Raw genomic sequence first — 23,777 nt, forward strand, 5'->3', positions numbered from 1 at the left:
ATCAACGGGCTGACCTACGAAGCGACCGCCTCGCGTTACACGGTCGAAGCGGGCGACACGCTGGAATCGATCGCGCTGGAAGTGTGGGGCGATGCCAGCTTCTGGTACATGATCGCCGATGCCAACGGCCTCTCGCCTTCGAGCAACCTGGTGGCCGGGCAAAGCCTGATCATCCCCAATACCTGCACGCAGCCTTCCGCTATGTGGCGCTCAACCCTGTACGGGCACGTTTGGTTGCGCGTGCGCAGGACTGGGCGTGGTCGAGCGTAAGGGCGCATTTTGCCGGGGCGGATGACCATGTCGTCAAGGTCGCGCCGGCGCTGGAGCGGATCGCGGACTTTCCCGCATTCCTTGAAGAAGCGTTCGACGAAGCGTTCACCTATGCTGCCCTGCGTCATGCCGAGACCATTGGTCGTCCAGTCGGATCACGGGAGTGGCTGGAAGATATGCAGCGGAAAACCGGACTGGCGCTCATTCCCGGGAAGCGGGGGCCAAAGCCGAAGGATATTTCGGGGTTTACGCACCTGTCACCGTAATACCTGTCACCGTAATACCCGCCGTAATACCGTAATACCAGAATCACTCGGCTGCGGGCGAACAAAGGTGGTCATCAGCGGTTAGGCCAATGAGGAAAATAGCAGATTTCTGCCATTTTTCCAACATTTGGCGGATGCTGGCGAGTGGGGAAATGGGTGCGGGCGATGGTGCCGGGGACGGAACCGCAAAATCCCGATAAGCTATTTATAATGTTGGGTGATCGTGAAGGGCGGCCGATACGATACCCCCAATCATACCCCCGCCAGCTCGCCCTTGGGGCGTTCGATCCATCGAACCGGTGCCAATCGCACGTTTGATCGCCGCTGCCATTTGTCCGGCCGCTCGCGGAGCGTTGTGGGAATGCTCATGAAATGCCGGGAACGCTGGGAAATTGGGAACACGTCCTATAAGGCGATGATTTGGCAGGCTAAACTATGTTCCCAGCCGCGCCCGCATCCGTTCCCAGCCGCCATGGTTGGGAACAACCGGCGCGATCGGCGGCGGGGCTGTTCGGCACCTGCGCCATGCAATCGCCGTGGCGAGGCGCCAGGCATCGGCGCTGCCGGCCAGTGCGATCGAGCGCGCCGCCCGATCGCGCCGGGCCAGCATCACTCGCTTTCCAAAGCCCGATAGACGCTGGCGCGCCCGATGCCCAAGCGGGCAGCAATGGCCGTTGCCCCCAGGCCCTCGCCGTGAAGGGCCTTCACCTGTGCCACGTCCACAGACGGCTTGCGGCCCTTGTAGACACCAGCGGCTTTGGCCTTCGCCACGCCTTCCAACTGGCGTTCCCGCCGCAGCGCGGTTTCGAACTCGGCAAACACCCCCAGCATTTGCAAGAATGCTTTCCCGGCTGGCGTAGCGGTGTCGATTGGTTGTTCCGTCGCCCGCAGGAAGGCACCACGTTCCTTGATCGTGTCCACCAGGGCTTCCAAATCCCGAACCGAACGCGCCAGCCGGTCAATGCGCGTCACCATCAGGGTATCGCCCGCCTGAAGGAAGGCCAAAACTGTCTCAAGCTCGGAGCGTCCTGCCAGCGCCGTGCCGCTGCGCTTTTCCGATCGAATGATGGTGCAGCCGGCCGCAGCCAATGCTGCCTCTTGGATGGCGCAATCTTGATCGTCTGTGCTGACGCGGGCGTAACCGATGATCGCGGGCATGGGAAAATGTCTCAATAGCCTCTAGACCATCTCTGACTAGTCGTCTCAAAATTAAATGTCAATCCTAATGAGACATATTTGGCGTCTCATTGTCCCGCGCCGCTTGGGTATACCCATTTGAGACGGCGCCAGGTGTATAGCGTCAGCGCAGCGGCGCGGCTGGTGCGGATCGGCTGGCCGCGATCGTGTCGAGCGGGCGGGCGGCTGGCTGCACCAGGTCCAGGGACGCGCCTGGCGATCGGCCCGCGTCCCAGCCGGTGCGATCGAGCGCCAGGCCAGCGCAGCGGCGGTGCGACTGGTGCGGATCGAGGTGGGCCGCGATCCTGTCGAGCTGGCGGGGCGGCTGGCTGCACCAGGGCCAGGACGTGCCGGGCGATCGGCCCGCGTCCCAGCCGGTGCGATCGAGCGCCAGGCCAGCGCAGCGGCGGTGCGACTGGTGCGGATCGAGGCCCGGCCGCGATCGCGTCGAGCTGGCGGGCGGCCGGTCGCACCAGGTCCAGGGACACGCCTGGCGATCGGCCGGCATCCCAGCCGGTGCGATCGAGCGCCAGGCCAGCGCAGCGGCGGTGCGGCTGGTGCGGATCGAGGCCGGCCGCGATCGCGTCGAGCTGGCGGGCGGTCGGCTGCACCAGGTCCAGGGACGCGCCTGGCGATCGGCCGGCATCCCAGCCGGTGCGATCGCCTATATCTGTAATTCTTGGCGGTAGTACAGCCGCAGCGTCGGTGGCGAAATGCCGATCAGCTTGGCAATAGAAGCTGGCCCCATCCCAGCCCGTACAGCGCGCCGAACGATCCTGCGCGTTGCTGGCGTTGGTTCATGCCGCCGCCGCCCCTTGGGAGGCTTGGCGGCGCGGCTGGGGAAATAGTGCGTGGCGAGGGTGCTTGTGCAGATGCCCAGCGCCTTGGCGATCGCGTCTTGCCGGGCGCCAGCCGCTTTCATCTCTTTGGCCAGCAACAAGCCTTCCGGGCTGGGGATATGGCGCGGGATGCCACCACGCTGCCTGGCCGGTTCTGGCGCGGGTGCGAACAAGTCCAATTGTGAAGAGCTGGCGGGCGTGACCATTACCAGCCGAACGGATCTACGTTGCCGCTGGCATCGAAGGAATCGCCAGGATCAAGCGCGCCCACTCCCGCATCGGCCTGCCCGGCTGGGGCGCGATCAGGCGCGCCGCCGCCCTGCTTGCCCAGGTCGCTCGCATCCCATTCCAGGATGGTTGCGCGCACCGTGTAGAACCGTGGCGTTTGATCGCCCACACGTTGCTTGCGCTTGAGCCGGCCACCGTCGCCCGGCACCAGGAAGCCTTGTTGCTGCAACACCATAGCGGCTTCCTTGGGGTCGCAACCGGTCAGGATTTCGTTCCAGCCGCTGTCATGGAACAGATAGCAGGACTTTCCCGGCTCGATGTCGTGCAGGTATCCCAGCGTGGAGAGCGAGCGCGCTTCGCCTTGCCTGTTGCTGGCGCTGCCTTCGTCCGGCTCATCCCCATAGGCGCCATATACTTTGGCCTTGGGAACGCTGGCGAAGCGGGATTGCCCAGCCTGAATGGCATTGCGCACCCGTTCCAGGATATGCCGATGTTCGCGCAGGCCGGCGCGCCCGAAGCCAGCCGCCCAGGCATTGAAGCACGAAACCCCCGCTGCCGTCGCTTCCCCAGCGCGCCACGGCACCACTCCCAAGGCCGCTGCCATCTCCCCTGCCGCAGCGACCGCTGCAAACCGCAGTGCCCCGCGCTGCACCTGGCCGCTATCGCCATCCTGACTGGCGGTTGCCACGAATGCTTTCGCCAGGCGCCGCGCCTCGCGCTCCCAATGCACGGGATCGGCCACCAGGCCGCGCACGAAGGCCGGGCCGGCATGGCCATAATGGGCAGCGCAGGCCACCTTGATGGCGTCGGAAAACGCGGCTGGCCCCGCCATCTGGTGCAGCATTTCCCAGGCGCCCAGGCCGGCGCCGGCATCGGCTGGAATGTCCAAAAGGCGCAATTCCTGGCCGGCCATGGTGCGCTCACCGCGCTTGGCGGCCCGCATGTGATCGGCCAGCCCGATTTCCCCGGTCGAACAGACCATGACGCGCCACTCTGCCCGGCGGCGCAGGGCGCCACTCTGTTGCGCGCGGGCCTTCCCCTGGCCGCTGGCAAGGGCATAGGCGGCGCTGCCAGCCTCTTGAGGATCGACAAGCGCCAATTCGTCCAGGATCAGCAGCGTTTCCGTATGGCCATGGGCAACGCCTTCCAGAGCGTTCCCGGTGGCGCGCCAGCTCGATGCAAAGCCCAGCGAGCCGCCGCCACCCCACACGCTGCCAGCCGCCATGGCCAGCGACGTTTTCCCAGTGCTGGACGCGCCCCGGAAATGGAAGCCGCCTCCTTCCATATCGAGCCAGCGCATGATTGGCCCCACGAACGCGAGCGAAATGGCGAACATCAGCAGACTATTGCCCGGCGCCAGCGCGGCCAGGCTGTTGCGCCAGCCGTCCAGGTCGCCCCGCTCCCGATAATGCAGGGCAGACGCGGCGCCATCGAAATGCACCGGTTCCGCGCCAGGCGGCGCGATGATCGTATGGGGCAAGACAAACCGGCTGGAATCGACCCAGCCCGTTCGCTCGGCCAGGGTAAGACGGGCGCTATGCGTCACCGCTCGCAGGAAGCGAATGAACCGATCGCTTTGGCCTGGCGCCGACAGGATCAGCATTCCGGCGCCGGCCAGCTCGGCCCGCACCGCGCCGGCATCCGATGCCAGGGCCGCGCGCTTGATGGTCTTGCGCTTTTCCATGCCGTCCCGGTCCCAGAACCGCAGCAACAGGCCCCAATCGCCGCCATCGCCGTCCCGCGCTTCCCCCAGAATATCAAAGGGATCGGACAGGCGCACGGGCCGCGCTTCCGCGCCATCCTTGCCAGGCTCAAGCCAATACAGCCCATCTTCATCGAGGGTGTAGCCGGCTGGCATATCGAGCCTACCGGCGCTGGCGGCTTCCAGGGCGGCGCCGATCAAGGCCCGCAGATCGGCATGGGACAGGGCCGGGGGGAACGTATCGGCACAATCCCACCCGGCTGGCAGCGCGGCGGGGAGCTGGACAATTGCGGCCCCCTCCGCCCCAGCCGCCAGGGCGGCTTTGCGCACGGCCTGCGCGGCCTCGCGCCCAGGTGTATCGGCATCGGGCAGGATCGCCACCCGGCGCCCCGCCAGCGCCTGCCAATCGGCCTTGCCCACGGCCTTGGAACCGCCAGACCAGGACAGCACGGCAAAGCCGGGGAACAGTGATACCGCCGCGTCAGCTGTCTTTTCGCCTTCCACCACCAGCACGGGCGCGGCTGGTGCCAAGGCGAGCCGATCCAGCCCATAGAGCGGGCGGGGCACAGGCGGGGCGCCCCAGCGCCAGGCCAGCCGCCCGCCATCACGCCACAGGGTTTGCGGCAGGATTTCCTTTGACCCGTCCGGCTTGTCGAAGCGGCAGACCCAATGGACCAGCCGGCCTTGCGCATCGCGATAGGCCCAGGACGCGGATGGCTTGCCATGATGGTTGTGCGAGGTTCGAGCGTCCGGCGCATCGGGGGGCACTGGCCAGACCCAATCGCCCTTGGGCTTTGGCGCGCTCTTGCGTTTCGTCTCGGGCAGGTCGCCGGCTGGCACATCGCCGCCACCCGCCAGGGCCTTGGCCACGCCGTCAAAGGGATCGGGGCCACCCGTCACAGCGAAACCCCTTCGCCCTGGCCTGCACGGATGCCTGCCCAGCCGGCTGGGGAAGCGGGAATGAAGCGCGCGCCAGCGTTTTCCAGGCGCGCCACCATCATGCGCGCCGCCACGGGTGGCACGATGCCTTGCCGGGCCTGCATCAGCTTTTCAAAGCGGGTGGCCGAAAGCCCGGAATGGGCGGCCAGGGCCTTGATGGGGCTACCCAGCAGGGCACAGGCGGCACGGATGGCGCGGCGATCGTCTGCCCAGCCCAGGGACAGCCTTACCCCATATTCGCCGTGAAAATCCCATTCGTGGAAGCGGATGCCCTTGCCTTCGAACCAGAGTTGCAGGGTGCACAGGGTGCGAGCCGATGCCCCGCCCGCCCGCTCGCAGCCGCGCACGTCTAGCGCGGCGATGCCAGCCGCCGTGGCCAAGGTTTCGATATCCCAGCCCAGCAGCTCGCGCGCGGCTTTGAGCAGCCGGGGGGCGGGGCCGACAACATCGCGGATCGCCACGCCCAGGGCGCTGGCAGAGAAATTGCCGGCGCCCACCGCCAGGCGCAGCGTGGCCAGCCGCGTGGCATCGCGTTCGCTCATTGCCATGGGGACACCCCCAAGGATTCCGCCAGACGAATGGCGGCCTCGCGCTGGGGCAGGCCAGACACGAACGCGGCCAGGCTCACCAGATCGCCGCCGCCATCGCCTGTGGCGAAGTCTGCCCATCGCCCCGTGGTGACATTCACCTTGAAGCTACCCAGCCGCTTGTCCGGGCGCAGCGGGTTGCGCGCCACGTATTCATGCCCTTCCAGCCGGCCTTCGGGCAGCAGGCCGCGCACCACCGCCGTTGCGCTGGCCAGGGCGGCGCGGTTGATACGCTCGAAATTGATCCTGCCGGATCGCACGGCGCTGCTGTCGCCCATCACTGGCCGGCGCCCAGCAGCTTGCGCAGGGCATGGGCAGGGATCAGCGTTCGCTTGCCGACCTTGACGGCCTCCAACTGGCCAGCGGCAATCAACTGATAGAGCCGGGAACGTCCCAGCGAGGTGGCGCGGCTGGCCTCTTTGATCGAGTAAGCGAGAGGCGCGCTTGAAACAGTGTCATCCATTTGTGAACTCCCAAGTCCAGGGAGTTCAGATCAATAGGCACAGCCTGCGCGCAGTCAGCAAGATTGCGGTCCCTGCGAAATGCCCTCACTCTTGCGGATCGCGGGGACTTTCGTGGCTAAGTAGCTCCCTTTCCAAGGCGGAACCAGCAGGAACCCCGAGAAATTGAGCATCGGGATTTCGCCTGAACCACTCGCGCTCCATGGCATGGTGCACAAGCATCCGATGGGTTCTCGCCATTTGCTCCCGCACAAGCGGAATCCTCAATTCGCCGTCATCGTCGCTGATGCGTGATTGCAGCCAGCTCTTGCTTTCTCTGTATTCCTTAAGACCCTGCATCACCTTTGAACGCGCCAATCCAAATTCCTGCATCGCGCCGGAAATGGCGGCCTCTTGTTTCGGCGGCTGGCCATTGTCGAGAAACGCGGCCGCCATCAGCTCATAAACCCGCGCCGCCGCCGCATGGCGCTTGCGTTGAGCTGCCGTTAGTTCGGCCTTAGGTTTCCAGTCAGGCCGCCTTTTCAACGCCCCGGAAAATGCAAAGTCATCGCCCATCCAATCGGGATCGCCAGGACTGCCCAGCAGATCGGCAACAAGCTCGAGAAAGGATCGCGCATCAATAGCCACCGCTTTGATTTGTTCCGGCGACATAGGTGGCCCGTCCAAGGCCGGATCATACATTCCGTCACGAGCCGGTAGCGCCCGCGCTAACGCCTTTGCCGCATTAGCAAGGGCCTGTTGAGCCGCTTGCGCATTAACATCGCCGGCCCCCGCCAATGCGGCAAAGGCATCTGAAACCAGCCGTTCAGTAGCTACAGGACCGCGCGCCATCATTCCCGCCCGCCGGCTGGCGGGAGCAGGGGGATGCCACACGCGCGCGGATTTTCCAGGTTCGGAAAGGGCGCATTCTGTTCCCATGTTCCCAGCCAGCCCCGAACGCGCGGGAACAGATCAGCAGCCCGCCAAAGCAAGGCATTCTGCCTGTTTGCTATAGCTTGTTCCCATGTTCCCATTGTTCCCTTGTAATTCATTCGCTCCCGATAGCAGCGGCCAAAGTGGAAAAATAAACGGCTGGAAACGGCACCACTTCGCCAGATCGCAAACCCGCCATCCGCCCTGGCGCCTTTGCCGCTTCCATGGCCGTGCCAGGCGATCGGCGCCGCGTTCGGGCTGGCAAAGACCCCAGCCGGGCGGATGGCGGGTTTGCGCCCGCCATCGGTTGCGATCCTTGGCCCGCCCCTGTGAAATGCGCAGAGCAAGAAAAAACTCTCCCAATGGGGGGAGGCGTGGTGCTGGCCAGGTCCACCGCTCTGGACTTTTGACCACCCCCCCCGCCTTGCGGGCCGCGCCGCCAGCGACAGGCGCGGAATGGCGCGCGCGTGTGGCATCCCCCAACCCCCCAGCCGCCGCGCGCCCAGGCATTGCCCTATCGCTCTGTGCCTGGCGGCTGGCCCTGGCCGAAATCCCAGAGTGCTTCCCAGGCCCGTAGGTGTTCGGGGTTGCCGGGATCGAAAGCCGGCACGTCTGCCCGGAGTGTCAGGGATTGCGCCGGCCTTTCCTGTTCACGAATGAACGGCGCCTTGTATGGAAAGGCGATGGCTTGCCGGGCCTCCAGGTCGCGGCGGGTCCGCATATAGCCAGGGCCGCCCCTTTGCTGCACCTGGCGTGCTGCCGCGTTTGGCAATATCACCACGTTGGCTGGCAGGTTGTTCCGCAGCCCGCGCAGGGATGGCTTGCGAGCAGTGCCCATCGCTTTAGTTCCCCGTCGCCGCGAGATGCTGGAAGCCAGTGCGCAACTGTTCTGCGATCCACAAAGCATCGGCGCGGCTGGCACACCGATAGCGCCTGTCCTCATGCCCCAGCCGCCGCGCCACGGCATACCAATCGCGGCGACGCCGAACCCTGACCAGGCGCCAGGCACTCTCGACGGCGACAGTCCAGCGCCCCTTTACCGCGAAGGGCACAACGTTCGTGGCCGGTTCGCTCACTTGCTGCCGCCCTTCGCCTTGCCGATCGGCACCACGTCCGCACCCTTGCGCAGGGTATCGAGATGGTCGCTCCACCATTGAGCCATCTCCACCCGCTCTTGCCAGTATGCGCCGCGCGTATAGGCGGCCCGCACCTTGTCGGGATCGCCATGGGCCAAGGCCCGCTCGATCGCGTCGGGGTGCCATTTGCCGCTTTCGTTGAGCAGCGTTGCGGCCATCGCCCGGAAGCCGTGCGCCGTCATTTCGTCGCTCGCATAGCCCAGCCGGCGCAGGCCCGCGTTCAAGGTGTTTTCGCTCATGGGCCTGGCGCGGGTGCGGATCGACGGAAAGACATAGCCGGCCGGACCCGTAATGGCGTTCAGCTCGCGCAGGATCGCCACAGCCTGGCGGGACAGTGGGACGCGATGATCCTTGCGCATCTTGGTTTTCGCGGCTGGGATCGTCCACAGCGCCCCGTCCAGGTCGATTTCCTCCCATCGGGCCTGGCGCAGCTCACCAGGCCGCACGAACACATGCGGTGCCAGTTGCAGCGCCAGCCGGGTAAGGCCCATGCTTTCATAGCCGTCTATGGCGCGCAGCAGCTCGCCCACCTTCACCGGCTCCAGGATCGCCGCGTAATGTGTGACCTTGGGCGTTGCCAAGGCGCCGCGCAGATCGCGCGTTGGATCGGTTGCCAGGCGGGCCGTGGCAACGGCATACCGAAAAACCACGCCAGCAAGTTGCAGGCAGCGCCTGGCGCTTTCCAGCTTTCCCCGGCCTTCGATCTTGCGCACAGCGGCAAGAATGTCGCTCGGCTCGATATCGCCAATGGCCAGGTTTCCCAGGCCTGCATTCAAGCAGGACAGCAGATATTCGCTGCGCTTGGCTGTGGTGTCCGACCAGCCGCCGTGCCCATCGCCTTTGCGCTTGGCGCAGTATTCAGCGGAGATAATGGCAAAGGTGTTCATGGCCTGCGCCTGTTGCTGCACTTTGGCGCGCTTCTTTTCCCGCGAAGGATCCTTGCTGGCCGCAATCTGTTCGCGGGCGTCATCCCGGCGCTTGCGTGCTTCGGCCAGGGTCACTTCGGGATAGGCGCCGAACGCCAACAGCTTTTCCTTGCCGGCGACGCGATACTTGAACCGCCAAAGCTTTCCCCCGGCTGGTGTCACCAGAAGATACAGCCCCGCGCCATCCGCGATCTTGTATTGTTTCGCCACCGGCTTTGCCTGGCGGATCGCAATATCTGTCAGCGCCATTGCCTGCCCTCACATACCCCCAGGCCGATGAGCGCTACCCCCGATCATACCCCCGTAGACGGGTGGCTAGAGGTGGACGCAACTGGACGTGCCTGGCCTGATAAAGGCTGAAATACCGCGGATTTTGGGGGTATGTCTAGCCGTATATAGACATAGCTGGACAGGGAAATGGTGCCCGGGGACGGAATCGAACCGCCGACACCGTGATTTTCAGTCACGTGCTCTACCAACTGAGCTACCCGGGCTTGCCGTGCAGGGCGGGCCTTGGGCCTGGCGCCTTGCGTTTGGTGAAGCGCCGTATGGCGAGGTGGCCTGGGCTTGTCCAGCCCTCAAATGCATCTATTTTCCACATCTGGCCGTTTCGGCGCAGGCTTGCGGGGCAATCAATCGGGCGATTCTTCCTCGGCGTCGGCGGGCGGGCCGGGCAGTGCGTAGCCGTCTTCCAGCCAGCGCATCAGATCGCGATCGCGGCAGCGGGCAGAGCAGAACGGCTTGTGGGCATCGCTGCGGGGCTTGCCGCAGATCGGGCAGCGTTTGGGCGTAGTCATCGGATTATCGCCTGGGCAAATCCGGCGGTGGGCGCAAGGGTTTCGTCAAGCGCCCAGTGCAGTGCCCGGCCAGTGCGGCGCGCCAATGCGCTTTCCCATTGCGGCAGCACGGCGCGGCGCAGGGCAGGGTGGCAGGTGAGCAGCAGCGTGCCCGGTTCGCGCACCCGCTCTGCGCGGCGCAGCAGGCGTCGGGCTGCGGCCGGCAACGGATGGCGCGCCAGCAGCGCGCAGAGCGAGGGGCGCTCGAGCCGTGCCACCAGCTGGACGAAGCCATAGCCGTTCATCGCGGTCCGCTCACAGCGCCAGCCGGTATGGGCGCCCAAACTTTCCAGCGCTTCGCCCAGCGCATTGTCCACGGCCTGGCGGGAGCGCCGTTCTCCCAGCGTCGGAAAATCGATGCCGATCGATCCGCCGATGTCCAGCCGTATGATCGCCGCGGCAATGGCCGGCACGGCTGCCAGTGCCAACGCGGGCAGGGGCGGGCTGCCATCCACGTCGATCAGCGTCATTGCCGGCGTCGGGCTGATGCACAAGGCGCCGCGCGGGAAAGCAATTTCGCCGGTCATCGCCTCGTCCATCAGATCGTCCCACCCGGCTTCGTCGAGTGCGGGATCGGCTATGTGGACCTGGCGCACGGGATGGCCGGTGGCGGCCAATCGTTCCATCAGAGACGGCGCAGGGCGTGGCGCCTCACCCGGCACGGCCAGGCGGGCCATGGGCAGCTTGGTGCGGCCCTTTTCGGCAATGGCGGCGCGGGTCACGCGGAACAGGCCGGTGGCCCCCTCGGGCAAGGCCGGGGTCAGCCCGTCGACCATGGCAAGGGCACCGTCGGCGAACGCCACGGTGCCGGCCCCCGTGCCGGCCATCCGGCTGGCGACGCGTGCCGGCGCGACAAGGCCGGGCACAAGGCCAGCATGCCAATCCAGCCGGGCTGCCAGGATCGTGCCGCCGGCGACGAGCGCCGCGCGGGTTTCGCCAATGCCCTCTTCCACCAGCCAGACGGCGGCCACGGCGTCAGCCCAGCAGGCCGGCGGAAACGAGCAGGCGCCGGGTTTCGAACAAGGGCAGGCCGATCACGCCCGAGTGGCTGCCGGCCAGCCAGGCGCAGAACCCCTCGGCGCTGCCCTGGATCGCATAGCCACCTGCTTTGCCCTGCCATTCGCCGCCGGCGACATAGGCCTCGATCTCCGCATCCGACAAGCGCTTGAAACGCACTACGGTCTCGCTCAAGGCCTGGCGCAGCGTGCCATCGGGCATGTGCAGCGCCACGGCCGAATAGACACGATGGCGGCGGCCGGACAGCAGGGCAAGGCATTGGCGGGCGGTGGCTTCGTCCTCTGCCTTGGGCAGGATGCGGCGGCCTGCGCCCACCACCGTATCTCCCGACAGGATGGCGGCACCGGGCGTGACACGGGCCGCCGCGCGTGCCTTCTCCGCGGCCAGGCGTACCGCATGGCTGCGCGGCGTTTCGTCGGGCAAAGGGCTTTCGTCGATACCGGTGGCGACGATCCGTTCGGGCACGAGGCCCAGGCGCGCAAGCAGATCGCGCCGGCGCGGGCTTGCCGACGCCAGCACCAGCAACGGACGCTGCGCACGGGCGCCCGCGCGGGCCTCCATCACCGGCAACCGGGCGTCAATAGGGGCCGGGGCCGGGGCCGCCCCGGCCGGGCATGAAGCGATAGGTGATGCGCCCTTTGGTCAGATCATAAGGGGTGAGTTCCACCAGCACTTCATCGCCCACCAGCACGCGAATGCGATTCTTGCGCATCTTGCCGGCGGTGTGGCCCAGGATCTCGTGATCGTTTTCCAGACGCACGCGAAACATGGCATTGGGCAACAGTTCCACAACCGTGCCGCGCATCTCGAGGAGTTCTTCTTTCGCCATCGGCGGGGTCAGTTGCCTTTTTTGTCTTAAATGGCCGAAACCACAACCGGCACCGTAAGGATGCTGGTTGCATGGCCACGGGATTTCAGGATCGCGGTAACACGACGCGCGTGGCGCCCATAGCGTTCCAGCCGCGAAAAGAAAAGCCCCGGCATCACGCGCCTGCCGCACGCGGCCCACGGACGGGGCGGTTCTGGCCGGGAACGACAAATTGATACCATTTGTGCGTTGTTTCGAAAAGCGCCTCAGGCCAGCACGACGGCGCCGCTGGCGCTGCTGCCGGCACTGGCGGGCCCGCTCGGCTCGACCATGACAAGCATCGGAATTTATGCGCGTGTCCTTTCGTATCGACCTGCAGTGTGCCGTTTCGGCGCGGGCCATGCTCGGGGTCCTGCTCGGGGCCTTCTTGGGCGGCCAGCCGGCGATTGCGGCCAGTGTCCCGGCCGATCAGGCCAGTGCCGTGCCCGCCCCGCTCGCCACCGCGCCCAAGGACCCGACGCCTGGTGCAACCGGCACGGCCCTGGTCAACAGCCAGGGCCAGCTGGGCGTCGATGCCAATGGCGACGGGTTGGACGACAACACCGGCGACATCCTGGTGACCGGCACCGCGGTGAAAGGCGTTGTCAGGGCCGATCAGCCGCCGATCGTGACGCTGGACGAAGAGGTCATCGCTTCGTACGGGGCGAATTCGATTCAAGATCTGCTTGCCGCCCTGGCGCCGCAGACCGGTTCGGGGCGGGGCCGCGGTGGCGACGGGCCGGTGATATTGCTCAACGGCATGCGCATTGCCAACTTTCGCGAAATGCGCGGGTTGCCACCCGAAGCGATCCGCCGGGTGGAAGTTCTTCCCGAGGAGGTGGCGCTCAAATACGGCTATCGCCCGGACCAGCGCGTCGTAAATTTCATTCTCAAGGACCGTTACAAGAGCTTCGGCACCGAAACGGAAGTCAGCCTGCCGGGCAACGGCAGTTATTCCGAAGTCAGCGAGGAAGCGACGCTGACCAGAATTGCCAACAAGGCCCGGATCAACGTGACCGGCACGGCTTCTACGCAAAGCGCGATCACCGAGGCGGAGCGGGGCATCAGTCAGGCGGGCACCACCAGCGGATCGACCGTGCCGGGTGATCCCAACCCGGCCGCCTATCGCACGCTGCAGCCCAAGGCCGATAGCGCCGCGCTGAACGCGACCTGGTCCAAGCCGCTTGGCCTGGGCACGGGCCTGACGCTCAATGCCCTGGCGCAGCGCGACTACAGCCGCAGCTGGAACGGCCTCAACAGCGGGACGCTGATCGACGCCGACGGCACGCGCGTGACACGCACCAGCCTTTTGCCCGAGCCGCTGGCCACCCGCGCCTATACCACCACGCTTTCGGCCGGGGCGGGGCTGAACACCGGGGTGGGCCCATGGCAGCTTTCGGTTACGGCCGATGGCAGCCACGTGAGCAGCGATACGCGGATCGACCGGTCCGTCGATCTGTCGGCCCTGCAATCGCTGGTCGATGACGGCACGTTCAGCGCCACCGGCGCGCTGCCGGCCGGCGCGATCGTGAGCGGCGGTTACGACCGCGCGCTCAGCCGCACCAACACCCTGACATCGCTGGCCACGCTCAACGGCCAGCCGTTCCGCCTGCCCGGCGGGGCAGCATCGCTGACGGTCAAGGCCGGCTTTGCCTATTCCGGCATCCACAGTACCGATAGTCGCACCGATACGGGCGCGATCGATCTCAACCGCGGCGATGCGCAGGCGGGGTTCAGCCTGGACGTCCCGATCACCAGCAGGCGCGAGAATTTCGGGGCTTTTCTGGGCAACCTGTCGCTCAATTTCAATGGCGAGGCTCATCATCTGTCCGACTTCGGCAGCCTGTACAACTATGGTGCCGGCCTGACCTGGCGCCCGACCGAAAAGTTGAGTTTTACAGCCACTTTCATCGGCGCCGAAACGGCACCCACGCTTTCGCAACTCGGCGCGCCGACCACGACCACGCCCAACGTGGCACTTTACGATTTCGCCACCGGCAGGACGGTGCTGGCCACGGTGACCACCGGCGGCAATCCCGACCTGCTCAAGGAACGCCAGCGCGACGTGAAGCTGGCCGCCAACTGGACTTTGCCATTCCTCGCCAACTCCACGTTCGTGATGGAATACTTCCGCAATCGCAGCTTCAATACCAGCAACAGCTTTCCCCTGCTGACGGCCGAAGTCGAGGCCGCTTTCCCCCGACGCGTGACCCGCAACGCCGCGGGCGCGATCGTGTCTGTCGACGAAAGTCCGGTGACGTTCGCCCGCGGAGAAAGCGACAGCTTGCGATATGGCATCAATCTTTCGGGCAGCTTCGGCACGCCGGACCCGGCCATGGCGCGCCGGGGCATGCGAGGGATGGTCCCGGGCGGGTTCGCCCCTGGCCCCGGCGGCCCCCGGCCGTTTCCGAGCGGCGGCGCGCGTGGCGGGACGGGCGGCGGCCTGAGTGGGGGTATGGGCGGCCCGCCGCCCGGCGGCCCTGGCGGTCCCGGTGGTTTTGACGGGCGCGGACGCTGGAACCTCTCGCTGACTCACACGATCATGCTGATGGACCGCGTGCAACTGACCCCGGGCGGCGCCGTCTACAACCTGCTCGGCGGCGACGCGCTGTCGAACACCGGTGTCGCGCGGCACAGCATAGAGCTGGAGGGCGGCGGGTTCTACCGCAGCTTCGGGCTGCGCATCGCCGGCACCTATACCGGCGGCGCTCGTGCCGATTCCGGCGCCACCTCGTTGGATTTCCGTCCTATCGCCAAGTTCAACTTGCGCCTGTTCGCAGACTTGGGCCGCCGCCCCGGCGTGGTCAAGGCGGTACCGTTTCTCAAGAACACGCGGGTATCGCTGGCGATCAACAACCTGTTCGATGCCCAGCAGAAAGTGGTGGATCAGAACGGCAACATTCCGCTGCGTTACCAGGCGGGCTATCTCGATCCCACCGGGCGGGTGTTCAAACTGGAATTCCGCAAGCAATTCTGAAGTGGTTAGACGAACCGCCGGCCTTGCACGAATTCGCGCGCTGCGGTGAGCACCTGCTCGCGGCTGTGTTCGGCAAAATGGTCAGCAAACTGGCGCAGGTCGATCACCTGTTGCAGGGCGAGCGGATCGTCGAAATGAAAGCCGCAGCAGTTGCGGCCGATCCACACGGTCGTGCCGAACGCCTCGATCCCGTTGATTTCGAGCACGCCGGTTTCGCCAAGCGCCGGCAAGGGGTCCAGTGCCATCCTTGCCCCGGTGCGGGAAATGTCTTCCACCAGGCATTTCGCGATCCTTTGGCGCAGCACCAGCCGGCCGGGAATGTGCAGCCGCGCCCGCGCATTGGCGCGGCGCCCGTGCGTGCCCTGCGGGCCGCTATTGCCTGGAATTCCGGCTTGCGACATCGGGGGAACATAGCAGATACAGAGTAAACGCCGTCTTGCACATGGCTAGCAAAAATTGCGCAGATGGCCTTGTCCACCGCGGGTGGCGGTTCGGCTCTCCCCAAACCGCGCCACAGCGCCTATCTGGCGGACATGGCCCGCAAGAGCGCATATTCCACCCCCGATCGCGATACCCAGCGCTTTCGCGAAGACGCCGCGATCAGCACAGTACGCGGCACCGACCAGCCCGATCTGGAACGCGGCGTGGAAACCATTCGCGAGGTGGTGCGGACACTCAAGCCCAAGCCCGGCGTCTATCGCATGCTCGATGCGCGTGGCGACGTGCTCTATGTGGGCAAAGCCCGCGCGCTCAAGAACCGGGTGGCCAATTACGTGCAGGTCGAACGACTGCCCAACCGCCTGCGCCGCATGGTCAGCCAGACGCGGTCGATGACGATCGTCACTACCAATTCCGAAGCCGAAGCCCTGCTGCTCGAAGCGCAGCTGATCAAGCGCTATCGCCCGCCCTACAACGTGCTGCTGCGCGACGACAAATCGTTTCCTTTCATCCTGTTGCGCGCCGATCATGCTTTCCCGCGGATCATGAAGCATCGGGGCGCGCGCAAGGCCAAGGGCAATTATTACGGCCCTTTTGCCAGCGCCGGTTCGGTCAACACCACGATCAATGCGCTGCAGAAGCTGTTCCTGCTGCGCAGTTGCAACGACGGATTCATGGCGCGGCGGGACCGGCCCTGCCTGCTGTACCAGATCAAGCGCTGCTCGGCGCCCTGCGTCGGCCGCATCGAAGAGGCCGACTATGCCGATCTCGTACGCCAGGCCAGGGAGTTCCTGGGCGGCCGGTCAGGTGCCGTCCAGCGCGAGATCGAACTGCAGATGGCCGCGGCCGCCCAGGCGCTCGATTTCGAACGGGCCGCCATGCTACGCGACCGGCTGCGCGCCGCGACGTTCATCCAGGGCAGCCAGGCGATCAACGCGGAAGGAGTGGGCAATGCCGACGTCTTCGCCATGGCCATCAAAGGCGGGCAGATCGCCATCCAGGCTTTTTTCATCCGCGGTGGCCAGAACTGGGGGCACCGGGCGTTTTTTCCGACTCACACCGAGGGGCTGGACGAGGCCGAAGTCATGACCAGCTTCCTGGCCCAGTTCTATGACGAAGTGCCGCCGCCGCGCCTGATCATGGTTGATCGTGTGTTGCCCGAAGCCGATCTTCTGGCCGAGGCACTGCATGGCGCGGCCAATGGCCGGGTGGAGATCACCGTGCCCCAACGCGGCGACCGACGGCGCCTGATGGAACAGGCGCAGCGCAACGCGGTCGAGGCGCTTGACCGCCGCCTTGCCGAAACCGGCACCAAGGCCAGGATCCTGCGCGATCTGGCCGAATTCCTCGAATTGCCCGAGGTGCCGCAACGCATCGAGATATACGACAACAGCCATATCCAGGGCACCAATGCCCTGGGCGGCATGGTCGTGGCCGGGCCCGAAGGATTCCAGAAAGGGCAATACCGCAAGTTCAACATCAAGCGTGTCGAAACCCGGCCCGGCGATGACTTTGCCATGATGCGCGAAGTCATGGCCCGCCGGTTCGGCCGTGCCCAGACCGACGACCCCGACCGCCAGAGCGGGACCTGGCCCGATCTGGTACTCATCGACGGCGGCCGCGGCCAAATGACCGCCGTGCGCGAGACGCTGGAAGAACTCGGCATCGAGGATGTGCCGTTGATCGCCGTGTCCAAAGGGCCGGACCGCAATGCCGGGCGCGAGCACTTCCATTTTCCCGACGGACGGGAAAAACTGCTGCCGCTCAACTCGCCGGTGCTGTTCTATCTGCAGCAACTGCGCGACGAGGCGCACCGCTTTGCCATCGGCGCGCATCGCGCCAAGCGCAGCCGGGCCATAACCGCAAGCCCGCTTGACGAAATTCCGGGAATCGGCCCTGCGCGCAAACGCGCGCTGCTGCTGCATTTCGGTACGGCCGGGAAAGTGCGTGCCGCCTCGCTCGAAGATCTCATGCGCGCGCCGGGCGTGAGCGCCGCGGTAGCGCAGACCATTTTCGATTTCTATCATGCCAGGGGATAGGGTTGCCGTCGCCCGCTACGCCCGAAAACGAAGATGATGATCTGTTTTCGCTGATCTTGTTTGGCAGCGTGGTACATACTTTTTAAAGTATTCAAGGCAAGTAATTGCCTGCTGAAGGTAGCTGCGCTGGCCGGACCTTTTCACAGGGCCGAGTCGGGGGCAGTCGGACGGATCGACATGGCGATGTCGGGGGAATATGAGGCAGTTTACCGAACGCAGCAGCCATGAGGCGGCGTGGCCGGCGGGTGCCGGCCTTGCAAGAATGCGCGCGGGTGTGCTTGTCAGGCTCGCGCTGAGCCTGACGTCGCGTGCCGCGGGGCCAAGCTTTGTGCTTGGCAGCCTGGTTCTTGGCGGGTTGAGCGTATTTCCGGCGATGGCGCAGGAAGCCCCGGTTTCCGATAAGACAATGGAACTGGAATTCTGGCGATCGATCGCGGGCAGCACCGATCCCGAGATGTACGATGCCTATCTTCAGCAGTTTCCCAACGGTACGTTCGCCCCGCTTGCCAAGGTCAAAGCCGCGGCTTTGCGGCGCGGGGCGGCTACGCTGGACGCATCGGACGGCCCGACACCGGGCATGGCGCAAATCCCGGTAACGCCGGTTCCCGCCCCGGCCGCTGCCCCGACACCGGCCACCTCGCCTCATGCCGCTATCGTTTCCCCCGTGGCGATGACAGCGCCGGCAACGGCAAAACCGGCAGCGGCCGGCACGCCCGCTCTGGCATCGGTAGCCATGGGCGTTACCGAAGAACGTGAGCTGGCGACGCTGGCCGCATCGCAGGAAACGCCAGGTGGGCTCGCCGTTGCGCCCCCGCCCGTCGCCATGGCCCCGGCTGCGCCCGTTGTCACCCCGGCGCCTGCCCTTACGGCAGGCCGGCCGCAACTCGAGCCTGTGCCTGCCGTGCAGCTGCCGGCGCGCTTTTGCAGCGCCCAGGAACGCAATACGTTCCATGCGCAGATATTTCGCCCGGCCAGCGATGCGGCCGAAGCCAACAATACCAAGGCGGTCACTTATCTGCGCACGATCCAGGCCCGGTACGATGCCATGGCGCTGGGCGATGGCGATGCGCGCAATGCTCTGGCTCGAGAGGGGCGCGAATACAAGCAGATCGCCGACAGCACGTTTCAGGCGCAAGAAGCCCTGGTGCGCCAGTTCGACGGGCTGATGGCCGTTCCGATCGTTTCGTGCGGTGCCGGCCAATGAGGTGGCGCCGGCCCCTCGTGATATCGACCCGCGCCGCCATGCTTTCGGCCGCGCTCTATGCCCCTTTGGCCCAGGCGGCTGCACCTGCGGCGGCAACTTGCTTGGAAGCGACCGTGCTGGAAGCGGCGCGCGTTCATCAGTTCCAGACGATGATCATGACGGTGTCGCTTCGTTGCAAGGCTTATGGCGTCGATGTGGAAACCAGCTTTTCGCAGATGACGACACAGCATCGGGTCGTCTTTGCGGCAGCCGAACGGATTCTGCATGGCTATATCAGTCCGGCCCACGGCTTTGCCGCAAAGCATGCGTATGATGCGTATGCCACGCAAGTGGCCAATCGGTATGGCGGCGGCAGCACCAACCCCACCGCCTGCGCGGCGATCGACCGAACGGTCAAAGGCATCATTGCCGATGCCACCGGCAGCAAGCTGCGGTTTGTCGCCGGCGCGATGGTTGCCCACCCGGAAATGGAGCATATGGCCTGCGTCGCCCCGACCACGCCCGGCAGTGCGGCAAAGCCCGCAGGCGCGATCGCCGAAACGACAGTGGCCATGGCCACCACCAGGCGCGCACTTGCGGGCAGATAGACCGTTGCGCATTTGGCGCTCGCTCAATCCAGCCGGCGGATCAGGCCTTCCTGCGCGGTTTCCGCCACCAGGCGGCCGTCCTGCGTGTAGATCCGCCCCCGGCTGAACCCCCGCATCCCGCCGGCCCAGGGGCTGTCGCAGGCATAAAGCAGCCATTCGTCCACACGCGCGTCTTCGTGAAACCAGACGGCATGCGTCAGGCTGGTGCCGGTGCCGGTGCCGGCCTTGCCGCTCATGCCATGGGGCAGCATGCTGGTGCCCAGCAGCGTCATGTCGCTCATATAGGCAAGAACCGCGCGGTGAAGCGCCGCATGATCGGGCAGTGGGGCGACGCAGCGCAGCCAGGTATGGGCAACCGGTTCGGCCGGTGTATCGCGCAGCCAGTTGAGCGGCTCGGCCGGGCGTACCTCGATCGGGCGCGGGCGGGCGAGCAAGGCCCGTCGCCGTTCGGAAAGCCGGTCGGCATAGATCGTCAGCAAGTCTGCCTCGCTGGGCAAGGCGTGGGGCGGGGGCACGGCAGGCATCGGCAGAGCGTGCTGCACGCCGTCGCCCCGGCGATGGAACGAGGCCGTCAAGGTCAGGATCGGCCCTATGCCTTGATCGGCCGTCACGCGCCGGTTGGCGAGGTCGCCCTCGTCCCAATCGTGGCTCACGCTGTAGCCGATGTCGTGATCGTCAGTGCCGGGACGCAGAAAAAAGGCATGCAGCGCGTGAACCGGCCGGTCCGCCGCGACCGTGGATTGCGCAGCCGCCAGGGCCTGGGCCACGATCTGGCCGCCGAACACGCGGCCCGTGCCGCCCGGCTTGGCGGGGCCGACGAACCGGCCGGGCCGGGTGGTGTCGGCAGTCGCGGTCAACAGCCTGACCAGGCCGGCGACGCTGGCGGCCGGGTCGCTCGAGGCGGAAAGCAGGGTTGTCGAAAGGGGATCAAGCATGAGCGCGCGCCTATGCCAGCCGCCGGCGCACCGTCAACGCATCCTATTTCGCTGTCACGAAAGTGAAATATCCTGTTCGGAGGCAGGCATACCCCGCCGGACCCAAGGCCCGGCGGGGTATGCCTTCACGCTCGCACCAAGCCCGTCGATCAGCCCGCGGCGTGGCTGGCAAGAGCGGCCAGCAGCAGCAGGGCAACGATATTGGTGATCTTGATCATCGGGTTCACGGCCGGGCCGGCGGTATCCTTGTAGGGATCACCGACGGTATCGCCGGTCACGGCCGCTTTGTGGGCGTCGGAACCCTTGCCGCCATGATGGCCATCCTCGATGTATTTCTTGGCATTGTCCCACGCACCGCCGCCTGACGTCATCGAAAGGGCCACGAATAGCCCACCGACGATCACGCCCAGCAACAGGGCGCCCAGCGCGGCAAAGGCATTGGCCTGCCCGGCCACGGCCAGAATGACGAAATAGACCGCGATCGGGGCCAGCACCGGCAGCAGCGACGGCACGATCATTTCCTTTATCGCCGCGCGCGTCACCAGATCGACCGTGCGGGCATAGTCGGGGCGGCTGGTGCCGGCCATGATGCCCGGATCGGCCGCGAACTGTTCGCGCACATCCACCACCACGTCACCGGCGGCACGGCCCACCGCCGTCATCCCCATGGCGCCGAACAGATAGGGCAACAGCGCGCCCAGCAGCAGGCCAACGATCACATAGGGATTTTCCAGGCTGAAATTGACCGTCAGTTGCGGAAAGAATTCCCGGAGATCGGTGGTATAGGCGGCAAACAGCACCAGCGCGGCAAGGCCTGCCGAACCGATGGCATAGCCCTTGGTCACTGCCTTGGTCGTATTGCCCACCGCATCGAGCGCATCAGTGCGTTCGCGCACCGCGTCTTCCAGGCCCGCCATTTCGGCAATGCCGCCGGCATTGTCGGTCACCGGGCCATAGGCATCGAGCGCCACTACCATGCCTGCCAGCGCCAGCATGGCCGTCGCCGCATAGGCAATGCCGATGAGGCCTGCGAGCTGGTAGGCGACGACGATGCCGGCGCAGATCACCAGCGTGGGCAGGGCCGTCGCTTCGAGGCTGACGGCCAGGCCCTGGATCACATTGGTGCCATGACCGGTAACGGAAGCCTTGGCGATCGACCGCACCGGCCGATAGCCCGTGCCGGTGTAATATTCGGTGATCCAGATAATCAGCCCGGTGATCGCGAGGCCGATCAGCGTGCAGTAGAACAGCGTGAGGCCGGTAAAACCGTCTTCGCCGATCGGAATGTCCATGCCGCCCAATGCCTGCTGAATGGCCATCCAGATCGCCGGAATGGACAGCACCGCCGTGGCCAGGAAGCCCTTGTACATGGCGCTCATGATGTTGGTGCTGCCGCCCAGCCGAACGAAATAGGTGCCGATGATCGAGGTGAGAATGCAGACCCCGCCGATCAGCAGGGGCAGCGCCATCAGCGGCAGCAGCATGTCACCCACGCCTTTGATTAGCAGCGCCGTCAGCACCATCGTGGCACCCACGGTGACGACATAGGTTTCGAACAGGTCTGCCGCCATGCCGGCGCAATCGCCCACGTTATCGCCCACGTTATCGGCAATCACCGCCGGATTGCGCGGATCGTCCTCGGGAATGCCGGCTTCCACCTTGCCTACCAGGTCTGCGCCGACATCGGCCGCCTTGGTGAAGATGCCGCCGCCCAGCCGCGCGAAGATCGATACGAGCGAGGCGCCCAGCGCGAGCGTGGTGAGCGAGGTCACCACCATGCGGTCACCTGGCGCATAGCCGGCCGCCTGCACCAGATACCAGAAGAACCCGGCGATCGCGAGCAGGGCAAGCCCCGCCACCAGCATGCCGGTGATTGCGCCGGCGCGGAACGCCAGGGTAAGTCCCTCCTGCAGCCCGCTTTGCGCGGCCGCCGCGGTGCGCACGTTGGCCCGCACCGACACGTTCATGCCGATGAAGCCCGCGACGCCCGAAAGCACCGCGCCGATCACGAAGCCGAAGGCGGGCAGCGGGTGCAGCGTCATCGCGACGACTGCGGCCACCACCACGCCGACAATGGCAATGGTGCCGTACTGACGTTTGAGATAGGCCTGCGCACCCTCTTGGATAGCGCCGGCAATGTCTTGCATTTTCCGGTTTCCGGCCGGGCTTCCCAGCACCTGACGGCTGGTGACGAAGCCATAAACTATGGCCAGCAACCCGAACCCGATGGCGGTTACGACAAGGTTCACGATGGCATCCCCCTAACTCCCCGTGCCCCGGCTTGTTTCAATTGCCAGGTACACGGCGTTTCCTGCGTGTTGGCGGGAAACAGAAGGATAAGGCTAAATCATTTGTCGTTACTCGCAAGCGGTATTGTCGGGAATTTGTGATTATTGCCGGTGTTCGTATCCCAGCGCGCCCTGCGGGGGTGCGCCGTCGAGCAGCAGCGGCGCGTCGCGGCCGGGCAATGCCTGCCCGATCAGGGTGGCCGGGCAGGGCGGGGTCATCCCGGTGGGCAGCGTGAACAGAAGTTCGTAATCATCGCCCCATGAAAGGGCCGCCCGCCGCCGCGCAGGCGGCAGGTCGGCCGGCACCGGGCAGGCCGCCGACTCGATCGACAGTGTCACCCCGCTGGCCCGCGCCATCCGCGCGGCATCGAGCAGCAGGCCATCGGAAACGTCCATCATCGCGCCGACCAGCGGGGCCAGCATGCGGCCTTCGCCAAGACGCGGCGCGGGTCGGGCAAAACGCGCGGTGTCGCGATCGCTGCGCCCGTCGCGCAGGGCTTCGAAACCCAGCATCGCATCGCCCAGCGTGCCGGTGACCCACAAGGCATCGCCCGCCCGGGCGCCGCTGCGCGAGGGCACCGGCCGGTGCGTGGCGCGGCCCAGCGCGGTAAGACCATGTGCCGCAGGGCCGGCGCGGTGCACCGTGTCGCCGCCCAGCAGCGGCACCGAAAAGGCCGCCAGCGCCTGGGCCAGGCCAGCCAGGAATCGCTCCTCGCCGCCGCCCAGCCCATAGCCCAGCAGCACGCCCAGCGGTTCGGCACCTTTGGCCGCCAGATCGGACAGATTGGTGGTCACGAGCTTCCAGGCCACGTCGGCCGGGTCCTGGCCGGGCAGCCAGTGCACCCCTTCGACCATCATGTCGTGCGTGAGCACAAGGTGTTCGCCGCCTATGGCGATGACGGCCACATCGTCATCCAGGCCGCGCGCGGCGGGATCGGGCGCAAGCGCGCGCAGCGCGGCAATGAAAGTGGCTTCATCCATCGGCCCTTGCCCTAGCCACACAGCCCGGCTTTGCAAGTGGCTTGCCCCCTGGTTCCCCGGCCGCCTGACCGACCGGCCGAGAGTGCGTGAAGCAGGGCATGACCACGGCAGCATCTCAACCCGCGCAGGGCAATGCCGGTCCGTCCCTGCGCGCCGGCGGCGAGGGCATGAAAGCGGGCGTTTTCC

At 66.0% G+C, this 23,777-nt stretch carries 24 protein-coding genes and 1 tRNA gene; 5 read left to right on the forward strand and 20 right to left on the reverse strand.

The genetic code is table 11. From position 1 onward, the window contains the following. Nucleotides 1-35 precede the first annotated feature (35 nt). Nucleotides 36-173: a hypothetical protein gene (locus AC3EDY_RS05015; protein ID WP_488571374.1), complete on the reverse strand. Its 138-nt coding sequence runs from the start codon at nt 171-173 to the stop codon at nt 36-38. A 30-nt stretch (nt 174-203) separates the two neighbouring features. Here AC3EDY_RS05015 and AC3EDY_RS05020 point away from each other — a divergent pair, with 30 nt between their 5' ends. Next, entirely contained in the window at nt 204-536 is a 333-nt protein-coding gene (locus AC3EDY_RS05020; RefSeq protein ID WP_488571375.1) for a hypothetical protein, read from the forward strand. Nucleotides 537-1,145: 609 nt separating this feature from the next. On the opposite strand, the gene AC3EDY_RS05025 is transcribed toward AC3EDY_RS05020, so the two are convergent. From AC3EDY_RS05025 to infA, 15 genes are all read right to left on the reverse strand, one after another. Continuing rightward, nucleotides 1,146-1,694 carry a recombinase family protein gene (locus AC3EDY_RS05025; RefSeq protein WP_488571376.1) on the reverse strand — a complete coding sequence of 183 codons (549 nt, stop codon included), beginning with the start codon at nt 1,692-1,694 and terminating at the stop codon, nt 1,146-1,148. 142 nt (nt 1,695-1,836) lie between these two features. After that, nucleotides 1,837-2,358 (reverse strand): hypothetical protein, encoded by a 522-nt coding sequence (locus tag AC3EDY_RS05030; RefSeq protein ID WP_488571377.1) that lies wholly within the window; start codon nt 2,356-2,358, stop codon nt 1,837-1,839. Nucleotides 2,359-2,376: 18 nt separating this feature from the next. Continuing rightward, nucleotides 2,377-2,757, reverse strand: a complete 381-nt coding sequence (locus AC3EDY_RS05035; RefSeq protein WP_488571378.1) for a hypothetical protein — start codon at nt 2,755-2,757, stop codon at nt 2,377-2,379. Beyond that, complete coding sequence (locus AC3EDY_RS05040; RefSeq protein ID WP_488571379.1) at nt 2,757-5,381, reverse strand: DUF927 domain-containing protein; 2,625 nt, start codon at nt 5,379-5,381, stop codon at nt 2,757-2,759. The genes AC3EDY_RS05035 and AC3EDY_RS05040 overlap by 1 nt, the downstream gene beginning before the upstream one ends. Then, nucleotides 5,378-5,962, reverse strand: a complete 585-nt coding sequence (locus AC3EDY_RS05045) for a hypothetical protein (RefSeq protein ID WP_488571380.1) — start codon at nt 5,960-5,962, stop codon at nt 5,378-5,380. Before AC3EDY_RS05045 ends, AC3EDY_RS05040 begins: the two co-directional genes overlap by 4 nt. Continuing rightward, the gene (locus AC3EDY_RS05050) at nt 5,959-6,285 is read right to left on the reverse strand and encodes a hypothetical protein (protein ID WP_488571381.1); all 327 of its coding nucleotides are present in this window, start codon (nt 6,283-6,285) and stop codon (nt 5,959-5,961) included. Before AC3EDY_RS05050 ends, AC3EDY_RS05045 begins: the two co-directional genes overlap by 4 nt. Further along, nucleotides 6,285-6,470, reverse strand: a complete 186-nt coding sequence (locus AC3EDY_RS05055; RefSeq protein WP_488571382.1) for a helix-turn-helix domain-containing protein — start codon at nt 6,468-6,470, stop codon at nt 6,285-6,287. The genes AC3EDY_RS05050 and AC3EDY_RS05055 overlap by 1 nt, the downstream gene beginning before the upstream one ends. Before the next feature lie 85 nt (nt 6,471-6,555). Further along, nucleotides 6,556-7,302 carry a hypothetical protein gene (locus AC3EDY_RS05060; protein ID WP_488571383.1) on the reverse strand — a complete coding sequence of 249 codons (747 nt, stop codon included), beginning with the start codon at nt 7,300-7,302 and terminating at the stop codon, nt 6,556-6,558. A 592-nt stretch (nt 7,303-7,894) separates the two neighbouring features. Then, entirely contained in the window at nt 7,895-8,218 is a 324-nt protein-coding gene (locus tag AC3EDY_RS05065) for a hypothetical protein (protein WP_488571384.1), read from the reverse strand. Between the two features lie 234 nt (nt 8,219-8,452). After that, nucleotides 8,453-9,691, reverse strand: coding sequence for a tyrosine-type recombinase/integrase (locus tag AC3EDY_RS05070; protein ID WP_488571385.1), 1,239 nt, complete (start codon nt 9,689-9,691; stop codon nt 8,453-8,455). Between the two features lie 169 nt (nt 9,692-9,860). After that, a tRNA-Phe gene (locus AC3EDY_RS05075) sits at nt 9,861-9,936 on the reverse strand. A gap of 138 nt (nt 9,937-10,074) precedes the next feature. Further along, nucleotides 10,075-10,239, reverse strand: coding sequence for a DNA gyrase inhibitor YacG (yacG, locus tag AC3EDY_RS05080; RefSeq protein ID WP_488571386.1), 165 nt, complete (start codon nt 10,237-10,239; stop codon nt 10,075-10,077). Beyond that, the gene (locus tag AC3EDY_RS05085; protein WP_488571387.1) at nt 10,236-11,249 is read right to left on the reverse strand and encodes a ribonuclease E/G; all 1,014 of its coding nucleotides are present in this window, start codon (nt 11,247-11,249) and stop codon (nt 10,236-10,238) included. Before AC3EDY_RS05085 ends, yacG begins: the two co-directional genes overlap by 4 nt. Nucleotides 11,250-11,253: 4 nt before the next feature. Further along, nucleotides 11,254-11,856, reverse strand: a complete 603-nt coding sequence (locus tag AC3EDY_RS05090) for a Maf family protein (RefSeq protein ID WP_488571557.1) — start codon at nt 11,854-11,856, stop codon at nt 11,254-11,256. Nucleotides 11,857-11,872: 16 nt separating this feature from the next. Beyond that, nucleotides 11,873-12,124: a translation initiation factor IF-1 gene (gene infA, locus AC3EDY_RS05095; protein WP_488571388.1), complete on the reverse strand. Its 252-nt coding sequence runs from the start codon at nt 12,122-12,124 to the stop codon at nt 11,873-11,875. A 328-nt stretch (nt 12,125-12,452) separates the two neighbouring features. On the opposite strand from infA, the gene AC3EDY_RS05100 reads away from it, so the two are divergent. Beyond that, nucleotides 12,453-15,119: a TonB-dependent receptor gene (locus AC3EDY_RS05100; RefSeq protein WP_488571389.1), complete on the forward strand. Its 2,667-nt coding sequence runs from the start codon at nt 12,453-12,455 to the stop codon at nt 15,117-15,119. Nucleotides 15,120-15,124: 5 nt separating this feature from the next. Here AC3EDY_RS05100 and AC3EDY_RS05105 read toward each other — a convergent pair whose 3' ends face one another. Continuing rightward, the gene (locus tag AC3EDY_RS05105) at nt 15,125-15,520 is read right to left on the reverse strand and encodes a PilZ domain-containing protein (protein ID WP_488571390.1); all 396 of its coding nucleotides are present in this window, start codon (nt 15,518-15,520) and stop codon (nt 15,125-15,127) included. Between the two features lie 132 nt (nt 15,521-15,652). Here AC3EDY_RS05105 and uvrC point away from each other — a divergent pair, with 132 nt between their 5' ends. From uvrC to AC3EDY_RS05120, 3 genes are all read left to right on the forward strand, one after another. Continuing rightward, nucleotides 15,653-17,596, forward strand: coding sequence for an excinuclease ABC subunit UvrC (uvrC, locus tag AC3EDY_RS05110; protein ID WP_488571558.1), 1,944 nt, complete (start codon nt 15,653-15,655; stop codon nt 17,594-17,596). Nucleotides 17,597-17,870: 274 nt separating this feature from the next. Then, a complete protein-coding gene (locus AC3EDY_RS05115; protein ID WP_488571391.1) occupies nt 17,871-18,800 on the forward strand; it encodes a hypothetical protein in 930 nt (309 codons plus the stop codon). 17 nt (nt 18,801-18,817) lie between these two features. Further along, the gene (locus AC3EDY_RS05120) at nt 18,818-19,387 is read left to right on the forward strand and encodes a hypothetical protein (RefSeq protein ID WP_488571392.1); all 570 of its coding nucleotides are present in this window, start codon (nt 18,818-18,820) and stop codon (nt 19,385-19,387) included. A gap of 23 nt (nt 19,388-19,410) precedes the next feature. Here the strand turns inward: AC3EDY_RS05120 and AC3EDY_RS05125 are convergent, their stop codons facing one another. The 3 genes from AC3EDY_RS05125 to thiL form a co-directional block, all read right to left on the reverse strand. Next, a complete protein-coding gene (locus tag AC3EDY_RS05125; RefSeq protein ID WP_488571393.1) occupies nt 19,411-20,322 on the reverse strand; it encodes an acyl-CoA thioesterase in 912 nt (303 codons plus the stop codon). Between the two features lie 149 nt (nt 20,323-20,471). Further along, the gene (locus tag AC3EDY_RS05130; protein WP_488571394.1) at nt 20,472-22,571 is read right to left on the reverse strand and encodes a sodium-translocating pyrophosphatase; all 2,100 of its coding nucleotides are present in this window, start codon (nt 22,569-22,571) and stop codon (nt 20,472-20,474) included. A 141-nt stretch (nt 22,572-22,712) separates the two neighbouring features. Then, entirely contained in the window at nt 22,713-23,591 is an 879-nt protein-coding gene (gene thiL / locus AC3EDY_RS05135) for a thiamine-phosphate kinase (protein ID WP_488571395.1), read from the reverse strand. Nucleotides 23,592-23,777 lie beyond the last annotated feature (186 nt).

The organism is Novosphingobium sp. DS6-6 (assembly GCF_057784975.1).

Excerpts from the sequence above, each read along its gene's own strand:
- AC3EDY_RS05015 (WP_488571374.1), bottom strand. The coding sequence starts at position 173 with ATGATCAGGCTTTGCCCGGCCACCAGGTTGCTCGAAGGCGAGAGGCCG.
- AC3EDY_RS05025 (WP_488571376.1), bottom strand. The coding sequence starts at position 1,694 with ATGCCCGCGATCATCGGTTACGCCCGCGTCAGCACAGACGATCAAGAT.
- AC3EDY_RS05030 (WP_488571377.1), bottom strand. The coding sequence starts at position 2,358 with ATGCCGGCCGATCGCCAGGCGCGTCCCTGGACCTGGTGCAGCCGACCG.
- AC3EDY_RS05035 (WP_488571378.1), bottom strand. The coding sequence starts at position 2,757 with ATGGTCACGCCCGCCAGCTCTTCACAATTGGACTTGTTCGCACCCGCG.
- AC3EDY_RS05045 (WP_488571380.1), bottom strand. The coding sequence starts at position 5,962 with ATGAGCGAACGCGATGCCACGCGGCTGGCCACGCTGCGCCTGGCGGTG.
- AC3EDY_RS05050 (WP_488571381.1), bottom strand. The coding sequence starts at position 6,285 with ATGGGCGACAGCAGCGCCGTGCGATCCGGCAGGATCAATTTCGAGCGT.
- AC3EDY_RS05055 (WP_488571382.1), bottom strand. The coding sequence starts at position 6,470 with ATGGATGACACTGTTTCAAGCGCGCCTCTCGCTTACTCGATCAAAGAG.
- AC3EDY_RS05060 (WP_488571383.1), bottom strand. The coding sequence starts at position 7,302 with ATGATGGCGCGCGGTCCTGTAGCTACTGAACGGCTGGTTTCAGATGCC.
- AC3EDY_RS05065 (WP_488571384.1), bottom strand. The coding sequence starts at position 8,218 with ATGGGCACTGCTCGCAAGCCATCCCTGCGCGGGCTGCGGAACAACCTG.
- AC3EDY_RS05070 (WP_488571385.1), bottom strand. The coding sequence starts at position 9,691 with ATGGCGCTGACAGATATTGCGATCCGCCAGGCAAAGCCGGTGGCGAAA.
- yacG (WP_488571386.1), bottom strand. The coding sequence starts at position 10,239 with ATGACTACGCCCAAACGCTGCCCGATCTGCGGCAAGCCCCGCAGCGAT.
- AC3EDY_RS05090 (WP_488571557.1), bottom strand. The coding sequence starts at position 11,856 with ATGGAGGCCCGCGCGGGCGCCCGTGCGCAGCGTCCGTTGCTGGTGCTG.
- infA (WP_488571388.1), bottom strand. The coding sequence starts at position 12,124 with ATGGCGAAAGAAGAACTCCTCGAGATGCGCGGCACGGTTGTGGAACTG.
- AC3EDY_RS05100 (WP_488571389.1), top strand. The coding sequence starts at position 12,453 with ATGCGCGTGTCCTTTCGTATCGACCTGCAGTGTGCCGTTTCGGCGCGG.
- AC3EDY_RS05105 (WP_488571390.1), bottom strand. The coding sequence starts at position 15,520 with ATGTCGCAAGCCGGAATTCCAGGCAATAGCGGCCCGCAGGGCACGCAC.
- uvrC (WP_488571558.1), top strand. The coding sequence starts at position 15,653 with ATGGCCCGCAAGAGCGCATATTCCACCCCCGATCGCGATACCCAGCGC.
- AC3EDY_RS05125 (WP_488571393.1), bottom strand. The coding sequence starts at position 20,322 with ATGCTTGATCCCCTTTCGACAACCCTGCTTTCCGCCTCGAGCGACCCG.
- thiL (WP_488571395.1), bottom strand. The coding sequence starts at position 23,591 with ATGGATGAAGCCACTTTCATTGCCGCGCTGCGCGCGCTTGCGCCCGAT.